General features: G+C 41.5%; 14 protein-coding genes. All 14 read left to right on the plus strand.

Going from position 1 to position 15463, the window contains the following annotated elements; genetic code table 11:
* Positions 1–139 precede the first annotated feature (139 nt).
* The 14 genes from J7J62_09065 to cas2 all read left to right on the plus strand — a co-directional run bounded on the left by J7J62_09065 (position 140) and on the right by cas2 (position 15060).
* On the plus strand, positions 140–1321 hold the full coding sequence (locus J7J62_09065; protein ID MCD6125303.1) for an MFS transporter: 1182 nt from the start codon (positions 140–142) through the stop codon (positions 1319–1321).
* A gap of 15 nt (positions 1322–1336) precedes the next feature.
* Entirely contained in the window at positions 1337–2065 is a 729-nt protein-coding gene (locus J7J62_09070; protein MCD6125304.1) for a pyridoxine 5'-phosphate synthase, read from the plus strand.
* The gene (locus J7J62_09075) at positions 2062–2835 is read left to right on the plus strand and encodes a hypothetical protein (protein MCD6125305.1); all 774 of its coding nucleotides are present in this window, start codon (positions 2062–2064) and stop codon (positions 2833–2835) included. Before J7J62_09070 ends, J7J62_09075 begins: the two co-directional genes overlap by 4 nt.
* On the plus strand, positions 2823–4016 hold the full coding sequence (gene pgsB / locus J7J62_09080; protein ID MCD6125306.1) for a poly-gamma-glutamate synthase PgsB: 1194 nt from the start codon (positions 2823–2825) through the stop codon (positions 4014–4016). The genes J7J62_09075 and pgsB overlap by 13 nt, the downstream gene beginning before the upstream one ends.
* The gene (locus J7J62_09085; GenBank protein ID MCD6125307.1) at positions 4013–5212 is read left to right on the plus strand and encodes a pyridoxal phosphate-dependent aminotransferase; all 1200 of its coding nucleotides are present in this window, start codon (positions 4013–4015) and stop codon (positions 5210–5212) included. The genes pgsB and J7J62_09085 overlap by 4 nt, the downstream gene beginning before the upstream one ends.
* Before the next feature lie 140 nt (positions 5213–5352).
* Positions 5353–6891 carry a T9SS type A sorting domain-containing protein gene (locus tag J7J62_09090; protein MCD6125308.1) on the plus strand — a complete coding sequence of 513 codons (1539 nt, stop codon included), beginning with the start codon at positions 5353–5355 and terminating at the stop codon, positions 6889–6891.
* A 24-nt stretch (positions 6892–6915) separates the two neighbouring features.
* Complete coding sequence (gene cas6, locus J7J62_09095; GenBank protein MCD6125309.1) at positions 6916–7683, plus strand: CRISPR system precrRNA processing endoribonuclease RAMP protein Cas6; 768 nt, start codon at positions 6916–6918, stop codon at positions 7681–7683.
* Between the two features lie 128 nt (positions 7684–7811).
* Positions 7812–9302, plus strand: a complete 1491-nt coding sequence (gene cas3, locus J7J62_09100; protein ID MCD6125310.1) for a CRISPR-associated helicase Cas3' — start codon at positions 7812–7814, stop codon at positions 9300–9302.
* Positions 9299–10027 carry a CRISPR-associated endonuclease Cas3'' gene (locus J7J62_09105; protein ID MCD6125311.1) on the plus strand — a complete coding sequence of 243 codons (729 nt, stop codon included), beginning with the start codon at positions 9299–9301 and terminating at the stop codon, positions 10025–10027. The genes cas3 and J7J62_09105 overlap by 4 nt, the downstream gene beginning before the upstream one ends.
* The gene (locus J7J62_09110) at positions 10024–11445 is read left to right on the plus strand and encodes a hypothetical protein (GenBank protein MCD6125312.1); all 1422 of its coding nucleotides are present in this window, start codon (positions 10024–10026) and stop codon (positions 11443–11445) included. The genes J7J62_09105 and J7J62_09110 overlap by 4 nt, the downstream gene beginning before the upstream one ends.
* On the plus strand, positions 11445–12401 hold the full coding sequence (locus J7J62_09115; GenBank protein ID MCD6125313.1) for a DevR family CRISPR-associated autoregulator: 957 nt from the start codon (positions 11445–11447) through the stop codon (positions 12399–12401). The genes J7J62_09110 and J7J62_09115 overlap by 1 nt, the downstream gene beginning before the upstream one ends.
* A 9-nt stretch (positions 12402–12410) precedes the next feature.
* Positions 12411–13163 (plus strand): CRISPR-associated protein Cas5, encoded by a 753-nt coding sequence (gene cas5, locus J7J62_09120; protein MCD6125314.1) that lies wholly within the window; start codon positions 12411–12413, stop codon positions 13161–13163.
* The gene (gene cas1, locus J7J62_09125; GenBank protein MCD6125315.1) at positions 13132–14772 is read left to right on the plus strand and encodes a CRISPR-associated endonuclease Cas1; all 1641 of its coding nucleotides are present in this window, start codon (positions 13132–13134) and stop codon (positions 14770–14772) included. The genes cas5 and cas1 overlap by 32 nt, the downstream gene beginning before the upstream one ends.
* Positions 14773–14775: 3 nt before the next feature.
* The gene (gene cas2, locus J7J62_09130) at positions 14776–15060 is read left to right on the plus strand and encodes a CRISPR-associated endonuclease Cas2 (GenBank protein ID MCD6125316.1); all 285 of its coding nucleotides are present in this window, start codon (positions 14776–14778) and stop codon (positions 15058–15060) included.
* Positions 15061–15463 lie beyond the last annotated feature (403 nt).

A 15463-nucleotide genomic window follows, 5' to 3' on the forward strand; every position in this document is an offset into this window, starting at 1 on the left:
CGAAGTAATATGCACAGGAACTGTGGTTATAGCCAGGTGAGGATTACCGTACGCTGATAAAGATAAAATCAATTATTGGCGGGGCACAAAGCCCCGCTTTTTTAATAGGATTTCATCGATTAAGCATTTGGAGGTTCCGATGGCGATGAATAGCAAGGACGAAGCAGAATACAAGCGCAATATTGTGTTTCTTGGGCTCACCAGCTTTTTCAACGACTGGTCGAGCGAGATGATTTTCCCTATTTTGCCGGCTTTTATGGTGGATGTTTTGGGGATACCTAAGTCGCTTATCGGGCTTATAGACGGGGTCGCGGAAAGCACCGCGTCGATTCTTAAGGTATTTTCGGGTTACATATCCGATAAACTTGGCAGACGAAAGGCGCTTAGCGTTTTTGGTTATGCTTTCTCCACTTTTGCGAAACCCTTTCTGGCACTTGCGAAAAGCTGGCCTCTCGTGTTTTTCGTGAGAGTAGCAGACAGAATTGGCAAAGGGATTAGAACAGCTCCCCGCGATGCGCTCGTTGCTGAATCTGTCAAACGGACAAGACGAGGCCATGCATTCGGGCTGCATAGAGCTATGGACACTATGGGTGCGTTTGTCGGAACACTTACGGCATTCATTTTGATAAACAAGCTAACATCAAAAACACCATATCGACTTATTTTCCTTTTGGCTGTTATCCCCGCTCTTATAGGCGTATTCATTATTTCTGCGTTTGTAAAGGAAGTTCGTGTCAAGAAGGTCGAGCAGAAGCCTAAACTCTCATGGCGTGCCCTGCCAGTAAGACTTAGAAGATTTATCGCAGCATCTGTAGTCTTCAGCCTTGGCGCATACACATTTACTTTTTTCCTTTTGCGAATCAAGGATATGGGCATACCAGCAAAGATTGTTCCCTTAGCTTATTTGCTTTATAATCTCGTTTACTTTGTGGTCGCTTATCCCGCGGGAATATGGTCCGATAAGGTGGGCAAAAAAACAGTTCTTATGCTCGGCTATACCGCGTATATTATTACTGCATTGGGGATGGCATTAACTAATAGTGTTTTAGCTGCGTGGATTTTGATGGCGATATATGGAGTTTATCAGGCTTTTGCGCAGGTAAGCTCAAGGGCGCTGGTTAGCGATTTTGCACCGTCTCACATAAGAGGAACCGCGCTTGGAGTTTACCATACTGGTGTTGGTCTTGCGCAGCTTCCAGCAGGGCTTATCGTGGGGATGCTTTGGGAGAAATTTTCAGCAAAAACAGCATTTTTGGTGGGCGCAGCTATAGCGTTTTTGGCTTTTTTGATGCTTATTACTGTCAGGGAAGAAAAAACATAAAATGGAGGAAATACTATGCCGAGGCTTTCAGTTAATGTTGACCATGTAGCAACATTAAGACAATTAAGGGGAACGCGTTATCCCGACCCCGTTTTTGCAGCATACCTTGCCGAGCTCGGCGGCGCCGATGGAATAACTATTCACCTAAGACAAGACAGACGTCACATACAAGATCGCGATCTTGCAATCCTAAGGCAAACAGTCTCAACCCATCTTACGCTTGAGATGGCTCCTATGGAAGCTATGGTCCAAATAGCCCTTAAGTATTTGCCAGATATGGTGACATTGGTTCCTGAAAGAACTGGAGAACAAACAACTGAACGGGGATTTAATCTGGAAAGCGAGAGAACGATAGTTGAGCCGTTCATAGGGAGGCTTCAGGATGGGGGTATTGCTGTGAGCCTTTTTATTGATCCATCCGAGGATAACATTAGGTATGCCGCAGAGATGGGGGCAGATTTTGTGGAGCTTAACACGACCTACTATGCCGAAGCTGATTCCTTCGAGCGCGAAATCGAGGAGCTTGACAGGATAGATAGGATGGCTAACCTTGCTGCAAAACTGAAGCTTGGGGTAGCGGTGGGGCATGCGCTGGATTATCGTAATGTGGTTAATATCGCTGCCATAGAGGCTGTCGAGGAATTTTCTATCGGGCACTCCATAGTTAGCAGAGCCGTTTATGTTGGGTTTGAGCGCGCAGTAAGAGAAATGAAAGAGATTATAGAGCGCGCAGCTAAAAAATGAGCACCGCTTTAGCAATATTAGTTCTTGATACGATTATTGCGCTTGGGCAGCCTGTAACGGCGATTTGCCCGGCTGAGGCAGGATGCATGGTAGCTACGACGAGTCAGGAGATAATAAAGATTTGTGATGATTCAGTAGTAGCGCGAATATCGTCCGTATCAGGAAAAATTTTATCAAATATAAGCGATGTAGCATTCTCTGGATTACGAATTTGGATAAGTATTCCTGTTTTGCGAAAAATCCTTTCTTTTACTCTTAATCTCGATTTTTGTGGCGAGGTGGACCTTGATTTTTATCCCGACCAAGTAGCTATTTCCCCCCTCGGGGATTTTTTTGCGCTGGATAAAAGTAGCGGGTGTGTTCTCAGGTTCGATGATGCTGGTAATGTGGTTCAGCGTTTGTGGCTCGATGAGTTGGGGTTGTCACCACAAACAAGTTTAATCGGTGCAGCCTTGCCCGATAGGATTCGTGGTTTCTTGATGGATGCTGAATTCGACGAGAGCTTGAGCGGAGAATACGAACCTTTACTTTTTGACCGAGAGGAGCGTTCGCTTTGGTGTGGGGAAAGGATAGAAATTCCTGAAAATATTGAAAATATTTGGTTTTCTGGTGGAAAGCTTTTTGCACTAAGAGGTGATACGCTCGATGTTTTTGGTGCGGGTAAGTTGATATCCCCTATTAAGCCTGATGAAGTTGTGCTATCGGCTGATAATATTTATTTTAGCCTGAATGGCAGGATTCTTACTGCAAGGATAAAATGGCACAGATAGTTATATCAGTTCTTGTAGTTTTGGTGCTTTTATGGTGGATTTTTGAGTATCATCGCCATAATCGGTTTCTTGAGCAAATACCAGTCCGCATTCATATCAACGGTAGTCGTGGTAAATCCTCGGTTACGAGGCTTATAGGTGGAGCATTGCGTCAGGCTGGGATTAAAGTGGTGACGAAAACCACAGGAACCAATGCCCGATTCATATACCCTGATGGGAATGAAGAGCCAATAGTGAGGACAGGACCTGCTGATATTAAAGAGCAACGATGGGTGGTAAGGAAAACCGCAAAACTTGGTGCTGAGGCACTGGTAACCGAATGTATGGCTATCGACCCTGAGCTTCAATGGATTCTGCAGCACAAATTTATAAAAGCTCCGATAGCTGTGATAACTAATGTTCGGGAGGATCATCTTGATGTTATGGGACCCACTATCGATGATGTTGCCGATGCACTCTGCGGAGTTATGCCTGAGGGAGGAGTTTGTTTTACTGCTGAAAGTAAACTTTTTAATAAGCTCGAGGACAACGCCAAATCTTTGCGATGCAAGTTAATTTATGTTTCGCCCGATCTGGTGAGCGATGACGAAATGAAACAGTTTAGCTACATCGAGCACAAAGAAAATGTTGCGTTGGCGCTTGCCGTCGCTCAGCATCTCGGTATCGGGCGGAATATTGCTCTTCAAGGAATGTGGAGTTGCAATCCAGACCCCGGTGTGTTAAGAATATTCAAAGTCCAAGTTGGCGATTGTATTATTGAGTTTGCGAACGCGTTCGCAGCCAATGACCCACAATCGACTCTTATGATATGGAATATGATAAGAGAGCGAATTTCAAAAGATGCTAGAGTAGTAGTTATTGCTAATTCTCGTAAGGACCGCCCTCAGCGGGCAATGCAAATACCTGATGTTATGCACAAAATTCCCGCAGAAAAATATATTATAGTCGGCACGCTTACAAGGCCAATCGTTTTGAAACTAAGGAAGCTCGGAGTCGAGGGGGAAAAGGTTTGGGAGTTTCCCGAAGGGAAGCCTGAGGAGATAATAAGATTCATAAGCGATTTAGGTGACAAGGTTTTCGTTTTCGCCATGGGGAATATCGGAGGTGTTGGACATAGAATTGTTGATTATATTGAAAGTATGGTTAAAGCAGGGAAAACAAATATCGGAGGTATGAAATGAGGATATCAAGCAGGGCGAAGAGAATGCCGCCATCGCCGATAAGGAAACTTGTTCCGTACGCGGACGAGGCGAAGAAACGAGGAGTTAAAATATACCACCTCAACATAGGTCAGCCCGATATAGAGACACCGCAGAGTTTCTGGAATGCGGTGCACAGTTATCCTGCGCGTGTACTCGCATATGGCAACTCACAGGGACTGCCCGAATATCGTGAATGGCTCGCAAAATACTATCAAGCTAACCGAATAGATGTCACACCAAATGACATAATGGTTACAACCGGCGGCTCTGAAGCTATACTTTTTGCCATGATTGCAGTAACCGACCCGGGTGATAATATCGTGGTTTTCGAGCCTTTCTACACTAATTATAACGGCTATGCAGTTGTGGCGGACATAAAACTTAAACCTGTAAGAACACTACCTGAGGACGGCTATCATTTACCACCGAGAGAGAAAATCGTTTCCCAAATCGATGAACGGACGAAGGCTATTCTTATTTGTTCGCCGAATAATCCCACTGGAACGGTTCTTACGCGAGACGAACTCGAGATGATAGCGTCCATAGCTAAAGAGCATGACCTTTTCGTTATCGCCGACGAGGTGTATCGTGAATTTGTTTATGAAGGTGAGCACACGAGCATTCTTCACATTCCCGAGCTTGTGGAGCGTGGAATAATAGTTGACTCAATATCCAAGCGTTTCTCTGCCTGCGGCGCGAGAATCGGTGCGGTCGTTACTAAAATTCGTGAGGTTATGGACTCGATAATAAAAATGGGGCAAGCAAGGCTTTGTCCGCCAACCATTGAACAATATGGGGCGCAGGCTGTGCTCATGCAGCTCGAGGATGATTATTTCCCCAAGATGGCAGAAGAATACAAGCGCAGGCGCGACGCAACATTCGAGGAACTAATGAAAATCCCCGGCGTTTTCTGTAAAAAACCTTCGGGGGCATTCTATATGATGGTTACATTGCCTGTGGATGATACGGATGATTTCGCGAAATTTATGCTGACCGAATTTTCCCGTGATGGCAAGACCGTTATGGTTGCGCCTGGTGCGGGTTTCTACGCCACGCCCGGACTTGGAAACTCAGAAGTGAGGATAGCCTATGTTCTTGAGGAACAAAAAATGCGCGACGCGATAAGGATTCTTGGTGAAGGGATTGAGGAGTATAAGAAGAGAATTAAAGCCTGAACACTTACTTTTCTTGCTAAAGCGGTCCTGAAAATTGATGGAATTACCAATTTTTGTTGAGAAATGTTTTATCATTTATAATATTTTTAATAGGAAACTTTGTAGGGTAGAATGTAACTAAAAATCAGAAAGGAGAGCTAATGAAATATTTAATTTTTTGTTTTGTTATTCTTATATCTATTTTATCCGTTGCTTTCCCATACGAAACATTCATCCGCTCCATAAATATTCCATTCTGCGCTGTTCCACTTGCAGCCATAGAACTTAATGATGGCGGGTTTGCTATAGGTGGCTACTTTTTTTACATGAGGATTGATTCTATGGGGAATGTTGTTTACTCGAGGCAGTTCGGGCGTTTTGAAGGTGAACAGATATTTGATTTTTGTGAATACAATGATTCAGCTATTTACGGTGCTGGGAGATATTTTTCTGAACCTTCCATTCTGAAATTTGATGAATTAATGAATTTAGAATTAGCGGAAAAATTACATTTCGATTGGAGCGCCTATAATGATAATATTGTTACGAGTGCTGATAATCTCATTTTAGTGACAGGCACCAACATGATTGATAGTTCTTATGTTCTTAAGCTGAATCCTATAAGATTAAATGTTGAATGGGTAAGGATAATTGGTTTGAGTTTGACATATAGCCCGTATGGTATATGGGGAACCGAGCTTATTGCAACAAGCGATTCAGGTGCTTTCATGGCTAATACTTTTTTCAGTATTCCTTGTATACTTGGCGCATTAGCTTTAGTCAAATTTGATGAATTCGGAAACATAGAGTGGACTCGTTTTTATAATTATACTGGTTTTTTAACATGTTATACTGCTTTGCCGGATGGTAATGGTTTTATCCTTGGTGGTAGTCATCTTGAAAGTGATATAGCACTTTTGTTCCTTGATTCATTGGGGAATATTAAACGGGCATATACTATAGGAGACACATCAAGTTTTATGTGTGAGATGGCTATTTCTATGGTTAGGGATGACGATAGTAGCATTGTGATTCTTTCTGCTGCCAACGATATATCACCTGTCACGGGACAAAAGGACATCTTAGTGCTAAAAGTTGATACATTGGGCAATGTAAGGTGGGCTTACACCATAGGTGGTCCTGCCGACGAAATACCAGTGGAACTTATCAAGTGCTCTTCAGGCGGATTTCTTGCCGTTGGAATAACGACGACTTATCCGTATGGAGATAGTAGTATTCTCGTTGTGAGGCTTGATGAGGATGGCAGGACATCGTGCATACAAAAGCCCTATTTTCCAATGGTTGTTGATTGCACAGATTCAATAGATTCGTTGCCATTTATAGTTACAGTTTCTGCATCCTCGTGCAGTACTTCTGAGTTTACGCTTACTGTTAATTCTATGCCTTTTAGTGTTATCAATCCTTGCTCAACTTTCATTGTGGAAAATAATCTACCATTAAGCGAAGAGATTAAAATTAATCCAAATCCTTTTAACAATTTGTGTTTCATTGATATCCCTGTTGATGCTGAATTGGTTATTACTGACATATGCGGGAGAAGCATATCAAATGGGATTAAAAATTTAGGGAATGGGAAATATTTATGGCAACCTGAAAAATCTATGCCGAGCGGGGTATATATCGTAAATGTGGTAACTGATTTTGAAGTGTTCCGCAAGAAAGTTTTGTTCTTAAAATGATTAGTTAAAACTTGGTAAATTGATATGCCGTATTTAATAAAGTTTAGTCTTCAATTTTTGAGGCCAAGCGTTGAGGAGGGCTCAAGGTTCCTTCCAAAAAATGTTGGTGAGCACATTTATTCATTAATATTGAAATTTATCAACCATTCGGACAGCTCTCTTGCTGAGCAGATTCACGAGAAACATGGCATAAAGCCAATATCAATTTGGGCGAAATATGATGAGCATAATCTATTATGTAGTGTGGGGGCACTTGAGGAATGCGTCAAAGATGCTTTAGAGAGAACACTCATTAAGTTCAGCTCTGAGGCAAGAAGGGTGGTTTTAGCTGGCAGAGGCGCTTTAGTTAAGTATAGCAAAGATATAGTTTCGGAGAAGTTCGAGGATATTTTTAGATTTTCTGATGCTGAGAGAATCGTTGGCTTAAAATTTGAAACACCAACATCTTTCCGACAAAAGGGAAGGCAAGTAATTTTTCCGATACCATATCTTGTTTTTGGGTCGCTTGTGAAAAAGTGGAATGCTTTTTCCCCCATAAAATTTCAATTCCCCAAAGAGATTGCTGATGAAATAATGGTCTCAAGATATCACCTATCAACGAAAACAATAAATTTTACCAATGCTCCTATAAAAGGTTTCATGGGGGATGTTTTTTATAGTCTTCATCGCATCCCCGTTCAGATAAGGAAACTTGTTGTCGCGCTATGCTCTTTTGCAGAGTTCTGTGGCGTAGGGTATAAAACAACCATGGGAATGGGTAAAGTTAAGTTTCTAAATAATAAAGTGAGGTGAATGAGATGAAAGTTTCCGAATTTTATTCCAAATTTATATTTTCTCCGCATTCTCGTTTTAAACCCTATGAACATCAAGCGTTGATGTGGGAAAAGTTTTTTATCAACTCCTCCAAAGGGGAGCCTATATTGCTGCGCGCACCTACAGGAAGTGGCAAAACTGAAGCGATAATAGCACCGTTCCTTGAGCAGTTCGTCGAGGAGAAATTCGTGGTAGCTCCTCGACTTATTTATGTCCTACCTATGAGGGCATTGGCAAATCAAATTTTTGAACGGATAAAAGGTTATGCTGCGAGAGTTTCTCCAAAAATTCTCGTTGAACTTCAACATGGGGCAAAACCTAATGAGCCATTTTTTATGGCGGATGTAGTAGTTACCACACTTGACCAGTTCATTTATGCTTACGCAAGAGCCTCTTCGCAAGTAGGCAGACATCTCGAACAACCTGCGGGTTCAATAGCCAACTCCATTGTGGTTTTTGATGAGGCACACATGTATCGTGAAGGTTTAACATTTTCATTAATGCGTGCTATGTTTGAGATTCTATACGAGTCAAGGGTGCCGTTTGTTGTTATGACCGCGACTATGCCTAAGTCGCTCGAGAATGACCTTTTTGAGAAAATCGAGAAGCAGCAGATAATAGTATCAATTTTTGAAAAATCCCAGACCATAAAAGTGAATGTTAATCCTTTAATCGAGCAAAGAAAAATAATATCAAATGGCAAATTATCTGATGAGGTTTTGGAGCTTGTGGATGGACATGACAAAGTACTCATAATATCTAATACGGTATCCAGAGCAGTCCAAATTTATAATGCGCTGAAAAAAAGTGGCTATAGTTATCCCAAAGAAATAGTGTTACTTCATTCTCGTTTTGCATTTAAAGACAGGGAAACACACGAGAAACAAGCTATTAACATGCTCGGCAGAAATGGGTGTGGTGGGATAGTTGTGTCTACTCAGGTTCTTGAAGCTGGCATGGATATTTCAGCCGATTTGCTTATAACTGAGATTGCCCCTGCCGATTCTTTGGTGCAGCGAAGCGGAAGATGTGCAAGATTTGAGGATGAACAGGGTGAAATAGTAATTTTTGATGTTGAAAATGATGCGCCGTATTTCGAAGTTGATGGTTTCAAACCTATAGATAGAACGAGGATGCTGCTGACTTCTCTGAAGAATATAGACTTTTCCGATTTTGCGAAAATTTGTTCATTCGTTGATAGGATGGAATATCATACCGATGATGTTGCTGCTCGTGACTCATTATTTGATTTGTATGAGCAGGTGCTTTATGCAGATGATAGACCAGACAATATTTCTGTTAGAGAAGGAAAACCAGTTTATCTTATTGTGAGTGACCTTTTCGACAAAAGTGATAAACCCACAATTCCATCACAGGTGGGTGTCAATTTGTTTTCAATGGATGTCAAGACTTTAAAAGGGCTTGAACTCGAGCTCTATTCAGTTGCACAAGATGAAAAGGGTTATTGGATTTTTGCTAAGGGAAAGAAAACAACACTTTCCGAGAATGCCCTGCCATTTGGATATTATTTGATTTCTTCGAATAGTTATAGTAGTGAAATTGGTCTTATAGCGCCAAAAAAGGAGGTTAAAAGGTGATTTTATCTGCTCCTGATGAGAAGTATGTCGAGCATATAAAGAAGGCTTTAGGAGCATTTGACAGAATTTTCCCCATATATCAATACTCTTTGAGGAGGATTTTCAACATATCAGATAATGAACTTGAATCCTGCTTGAGGGATATGGTTAGATATCACGACCTTGGAAAACTTACTGAGCGCTGGCAGGGCAGGTTGGAGGATAAGAGGTTAACCGGTTTCATTCCGCATGCATCCATAGGAGCTGCGTATTTATGGAAGAAGTTGGGAAAAATTTATAACGAGTCGTCAGATTTAAGGCATGCAGTTTGTTTTGCAGTTTGTATCCACCATGTCGATAGTGGACTTATTGGGGAGAACATAGAGCGACCTGATGTGCAAGCCGTTATAGCAAATTTAGTAGATCAATTTACCGGCGAAATTATTTGGTGCAAAGAGGTTGTTTCGCTTGACAGCGAGCTTTTTCCGGAAGATGTGTCAAAGCTTAATGTAAGCGATCTTCGTGATATGGCAAATGGGCTTCGAATATGGTCCCGTGGTTGTGGATTGCATGAGCAACATAGAAGAAGGATTATGACAGCCGCTGTTCATCATGTTTTAAAATTGTGTGATTTTCTTGCTGCATCGTATAGAGCAAGGGATGAGAACAATAATCAATGGCAGAACATACCTTATGTCCGCTCAATGATGAGGTATTTGGAAAAATTCAAGGGGGGATTGATATGATTAGACTTTACACGCCAGGAACAGGGTTCCCTGATTTAGAAGCCAAGATAGCATATGGTTTAGCAGCGATAGGACTTGAGGTAACAGATGAAGTTGAGATAGAGGAATATGGTGGCAGATTTATAGTAAGAATCGGGACTGATAACGCGAAAGCCATAAACAAAGCTTTTGAAATGTTTGTTAGGCGCATGCTTACATCCACTCACATGTTTTTTATACCTGGTGTCCAGGCTAAATATAGAGATGTATATACTACAGCAGATCGTCATGGTAAATTAAAAGAACGATTGTTAAACTATGATTTATTATCCCTTTATGATAATAGAGAAAATATACCTGTAAATTTTCGTTCAGATAAACTTTGTCATCACGAAGAAATACCACCGTTAGGAAAGTCGGACCCGAGAAAAACAGGCGGGCTTTTGTTGGCTGCCTCGACACATGCTGGAAAACCATATAAAAAGGATAGCGTTGTGACTAATTTCAATACAACACTGTGTGAAGTCTGTGGTTACATCGCAATAATAGGATTAGCCAAATTCGCCTTCCAAAATATTATTGGTGAGAAAGCTTATAGGAATATAGTTACAATTGCTATACCGAGTGAAAGACTGGATTCATCCGCAATCAAATTTATAATGTCAGCGCAAAGGATTGTTAGCAAGAAATGGTTGACGGGTGATATTTCACTCCGGACTACCCCTTTTGCCTTAATGGCAAAGTTCCCATCGATATGCTACTCGCTGAAGGATATCAACACGACTTTACATGTCTCAGCGTTTTCGCCCGATGGACGCGGTGGATTTAGACTTGATGAATTTACGAGCCAATCGGATATACCATTTAAAAAATTCATTGGTACCCATCCAGAGAATGTAGCTACTGTTGATAAGCTTTTGGGACGGCAACCTGCTGTTTCCGCTATAGATGCTTTGTATGAATGTTTGCAGAGTAACGATTGGGGTTATGCTTCACTATTTGCGAGATTGTATAGCAAAGAAACATCAAAGGGTAATTATGTTAATTTGCTTTACCCGAAGACAGCGAACTATTTGCTAAAGGAGGTATGTATGATACCCGAGGAAATCATTAAAGACGAGGCTATTAATGCACTCGCGAGCACATTGCGACATTTTGTTCTTGAGCGCAACTATGGTTATGTTGACAGTATCAGAAATGCTCGCTATGAGAGCAAGGATTTTGAGGAGACCATTGCTAAGCTTTTGCGAGAGGCTCAAATACGAAGTGACCCTGAGCATAAAAAGTATGTGCCTATTCCGAGTGATGAACAAATAAGACATATTTTCAGTATAGCCTCGGAAAGCGAGGAGAAATTTAATCAGGTAAAAACAGCATTATCTATCCTCGCATTTACTTGGCATCGTAGTGAAAAAGTTAACAAAGAGGAGGTTTCATAATGCTTTCTTATGTTACTTTTGCCGCAAAGTTAATCCTTAATATCCATGACCTTAACAACGAGACTGTAGCAGGAAATGTAACCGACATACGAATGATGGAGTTTGTTAGACCTGATGGGTCGCGGGATGAGGCGCCAGCAGTCTCAGGACGGATGGTCAAACATTGGCATCAATATGCGATGACCAAGCTCGCATTGGAGAAAGGATTGCCTTTGTGTGATGCTTGCCGAGCTTGTGAACCTATTAGACCCGGAAAAATTATCAAGGGAAAACTTGAGCAGATATCAATTCCTGAATCAGAAGCTTTGAGGGGTTGCGTTATTTGTGATACTCACGGTTTCCTTATTGCTAAAGGCGCTAAATCGGAGGAAAAAGGAGCCAAGGGAATATCGTCGAGGAGAACTTCCCGCGCCCAATTTTCATGGCTCATTCCTGTTATAGGAACAGAGGCACCATCAAAACAGGTATTGCACACCCGCGTTTCTCAACAGGAAGAGATAGCTTCGGGCGAAGGAGCTGCTCAAATGCTTTTTTCAAAATCGTATGCTTCGGGTGTTTATGCGCTCGTTGCTGCACTCGATGCGGAAAGGATAGGTTTTGCCGAAACCTCACTCTTGACTGGCGATGAGCCCTATGTTCTTGAAGAAGACGAAAGGAAAGAACGAATTAACGCAGCTATTGATGCTTTCAGGTTGTTGCTTTCAGGTCAGATTGGCGCATCGCTGTCTCATGCGGTTCCTCATATGGATATAGTTGAGCTCATGGTAGCCTATCATAAGGAGAGTCCGCTACCATTTCCTGTGTCGCCTATGTATGATGGTTATCTTGAGAAAACTGTAGGATTAATGCCTGAAGGGACGAGAATATTATATTTTGGCGATGGAGAACCAGAGGGCACAAAAAAGTTCGAGACGATTGATAATTTATTTGAAGAGATAATTTGCCAGCTCGACTGAGAGGGAAATATGAAAGTTTTATTCTTTGACTTGATACCAAATTCCCTTTTCACCATACGAATTCCTTTCACATGGCAGTCTGCATTAACATATCCTCTTCCGCCACCATCGACCATTATTGGCATGGTTGCTAATGCTATTCAGCGTGCTGAATCCGTAAAACATCCTATGGAATATCTTAGCGAGTGTGAGCAAAATATAATATGGAGTGTGTCTACTCTAAGAAGTTATGGCAGTTCCTCAGGTAGAATTGTTCTTAAGAGTCATATAGTTTCCACGATAATGAGATTTGATTACGAACTCGGCGGCAAAGGGACTAATGCTCTTGGGCGTCAGTTTGGTTTCGTTGATGGTTTCTTTAGATGCGCATTATTGTCTGAAAATAATGAGTTCCTTATCCGAGCAAGAAATGCCCTATTAACTTCTCCGGTAACCTTGGGAGATAGTGAATCTGCTGCGACCGTTATTTCTGTCTCCGGACCCTTGGAAATGGACATGGCTAATGATAAAGAATTTAGGTCGAATTATCCAGTTCCATTACGCGTTGTTAGTGATATTGTCGAAGGCGGGACTGTTTTCTGGGTTCATGAAAGATGCATCGCTGATGTGAAGAAAAAAGACATTCCTCTTTATGAGCACATATTTCCTATCGTTGAGAATAAAGGAATTTGGGAACACAAGCCTATTTTGGGGCGAGTGTTGGATAGCGGTAAAATCTGGGTGGTGGGAGATGAAAAGATCGTTGTCGCTGAAAGAGGATGATTATATACCGTTAACATCTGCCCTTGAGGTTCTTTACTGTCCTCGGAATTTTTATTTGCGTTATGTGGAAGGAGTTGATGTTAAAGATTGGAAGATGGAACGGGGTAAAGTTGAGGATGAGCAGCGGCGTAAGACTGTTTATATCGGCGAGAGGGTGCAAAGGCGACAAATGAGGTTGGTATCTGATAGACTTGGTATTTCCTGCCTTATAGATGCCATTGAGGATGATGGAGGCAAAATTTATCCCATTGAATTCAAGACTGGAGAAGTGAGTAACAGGTTATATGATAGGGCTCAGCTTTGTGCAGAGGCTATGGTGCTTGAGGATGTGCTGGGAGTGAGGATAAACAAAGGTTACATCTATTACGCAGAGAGTCACAAGCGTATTGAAGTGAATTTTGATTACAAGTTAAGGCAACATGTTATGGAAGCAATTGAACTTGCTCATGATATATTGCTCGGTAATACTATTCCGCCTCCCTTGGATGATGAGCGATGCCGTGGTTGTGCGCTTGTTAATGTGTGTTTGCCAGATGAGGTGACCAAGCTTAAGAGCGGATATGATAAGGTTTCCGCATATACAATGCCAGTCCTGTGGCGCGAGAGAATATTGTATGTGGACGATAAATGGGCGAAGATAGGTTACAGGAAAGGGAGATTTATTGTTGAAAAAGGCTCTGGCGAAGTGTTTGAGATTCCATGTGAGGCAGTTAATCAAATGTATCTTGTCGGGAGTGTTACGATTTCGAATAGAGCTCTATCATCAGCACTTAGGCGTGATATTTTTATTGCTATGTTTTCCTCGAAAGGAAGGTTTGAAGGGATGTTTATTCCTGAGAGAAATAAGAATATTGACCTTCGTGTTGCTCAAGTTCTTTTCTGCCGCGATGAGGGTAAGTGTTTTAAGGTTGCACGCTCAATAGTTTACGGCAAGTTGGCTAATATGAAGACCTTACTTCTCAGGAGAAACAGAAATCTGGGAAGTAAAAGAGTATTGCGGAGCATTAAGCATATCTCAGCTTTACTTAAAGCGTTGAAGAGTAAGGATTCATTTGAGGAAATTTTAGGTATAGAGGGAGAGGGGACGCGGGAGTATTTTTCGGCTTTTGGTGATTTGATTACTGTTAAGGGATTTGACTTTGAAAGGAGAACGAGAAGACCACCGAGAAACAGGGTTAATGCAATGCTTTCTTTTGGTTATTCTATTCTTACTGCTGAGCTTGTTGGTATAGCGCATGCTGTTGGGCTTGATGCTTATATTGGTCCTTATCATAAGAGCAAATATGGCAAACCAGCATTAGCACTTGATATTTTGGAGGAGTTCAGACCAATAATAGTGGATTCTTTGGTTCTTTATATGATTAATAAAGGAGTTATATCATTGTCAGATTTTGATATTCAGGAGTCGCCGCAGAGGTTTGTATTTCTTAATGAGTCGGGGAGGAAAAAATTTATAAAGCAATATAACAGTAGGATGAATAGTTTGGTGAAACATTCATTGTTTGGTTATCGTGTTAGTCTTCGTCGAATACTTGAAACACAGATGAGACTTTTGGGGAAGGTATTTACAGGGGAGCTAAGTGAGTATAAACCTTATAGAGCGAGGTGAGCTTTGCGTGAGCTAAGGATGATTATAGCGTATGATGTTTCTGATGACAAGCGACGGAGAAAGCTTTTCAAATTGCTTGGGAGTTTTGGGGTTAATGTTCAATATAGTTTTTTTGAGGTAGCTATAACGCGAAAAAATTTTGTGAGGCTCAAGGCAAAGATAAAAAATATTTTGAAATTTCCCGATGACCGTATAGTTTTTATCGAGATGTGTGAGGATTGCTGGCGAAAGGTTGTTAGATGGGGTTACGATGCGCCATATGAGCTTGAGGAAACTGTTGTTTTATAGTTTTGCGAGGGTTTTTGTATTGCTTATTTGTCGTGCTATATTCGCAAATTTTGTAACTCATTGGGGGATAGGATGATGGGATTATTTTTGAATGGAAATATTGTTAATCGTGGTTTTCTGTTAAGGGTTTTTGTTGACAATGTTCGGCAGTGGCTTTTTAAAGTTAGTTTTTGTCATTAGTTATGTGAGTGGAGTAAGACCTATTCGACATTCCCACGGGGAATTGAAAGGTAACTTTTCATCTAATAATTTTCGAACTTCTGCCGAATCTGTAAGACCTATTCGACATTCCCACGGGGAATTGAAAGAGAGCAAATGCTGAACGAGCCGTATTAAGACCCTGTTGTAAGACCTATTCGACATTCCCACGGGGAATTGAAAGATAGCTTTTTTAGCTGCTTCT

The organism is bacterium, from assembly GCA_021159335.1.
GTDB lineage: Bacteria > UBP14 > UBA6098 > B30-G16 > B30-G16 > JAGGRZ01.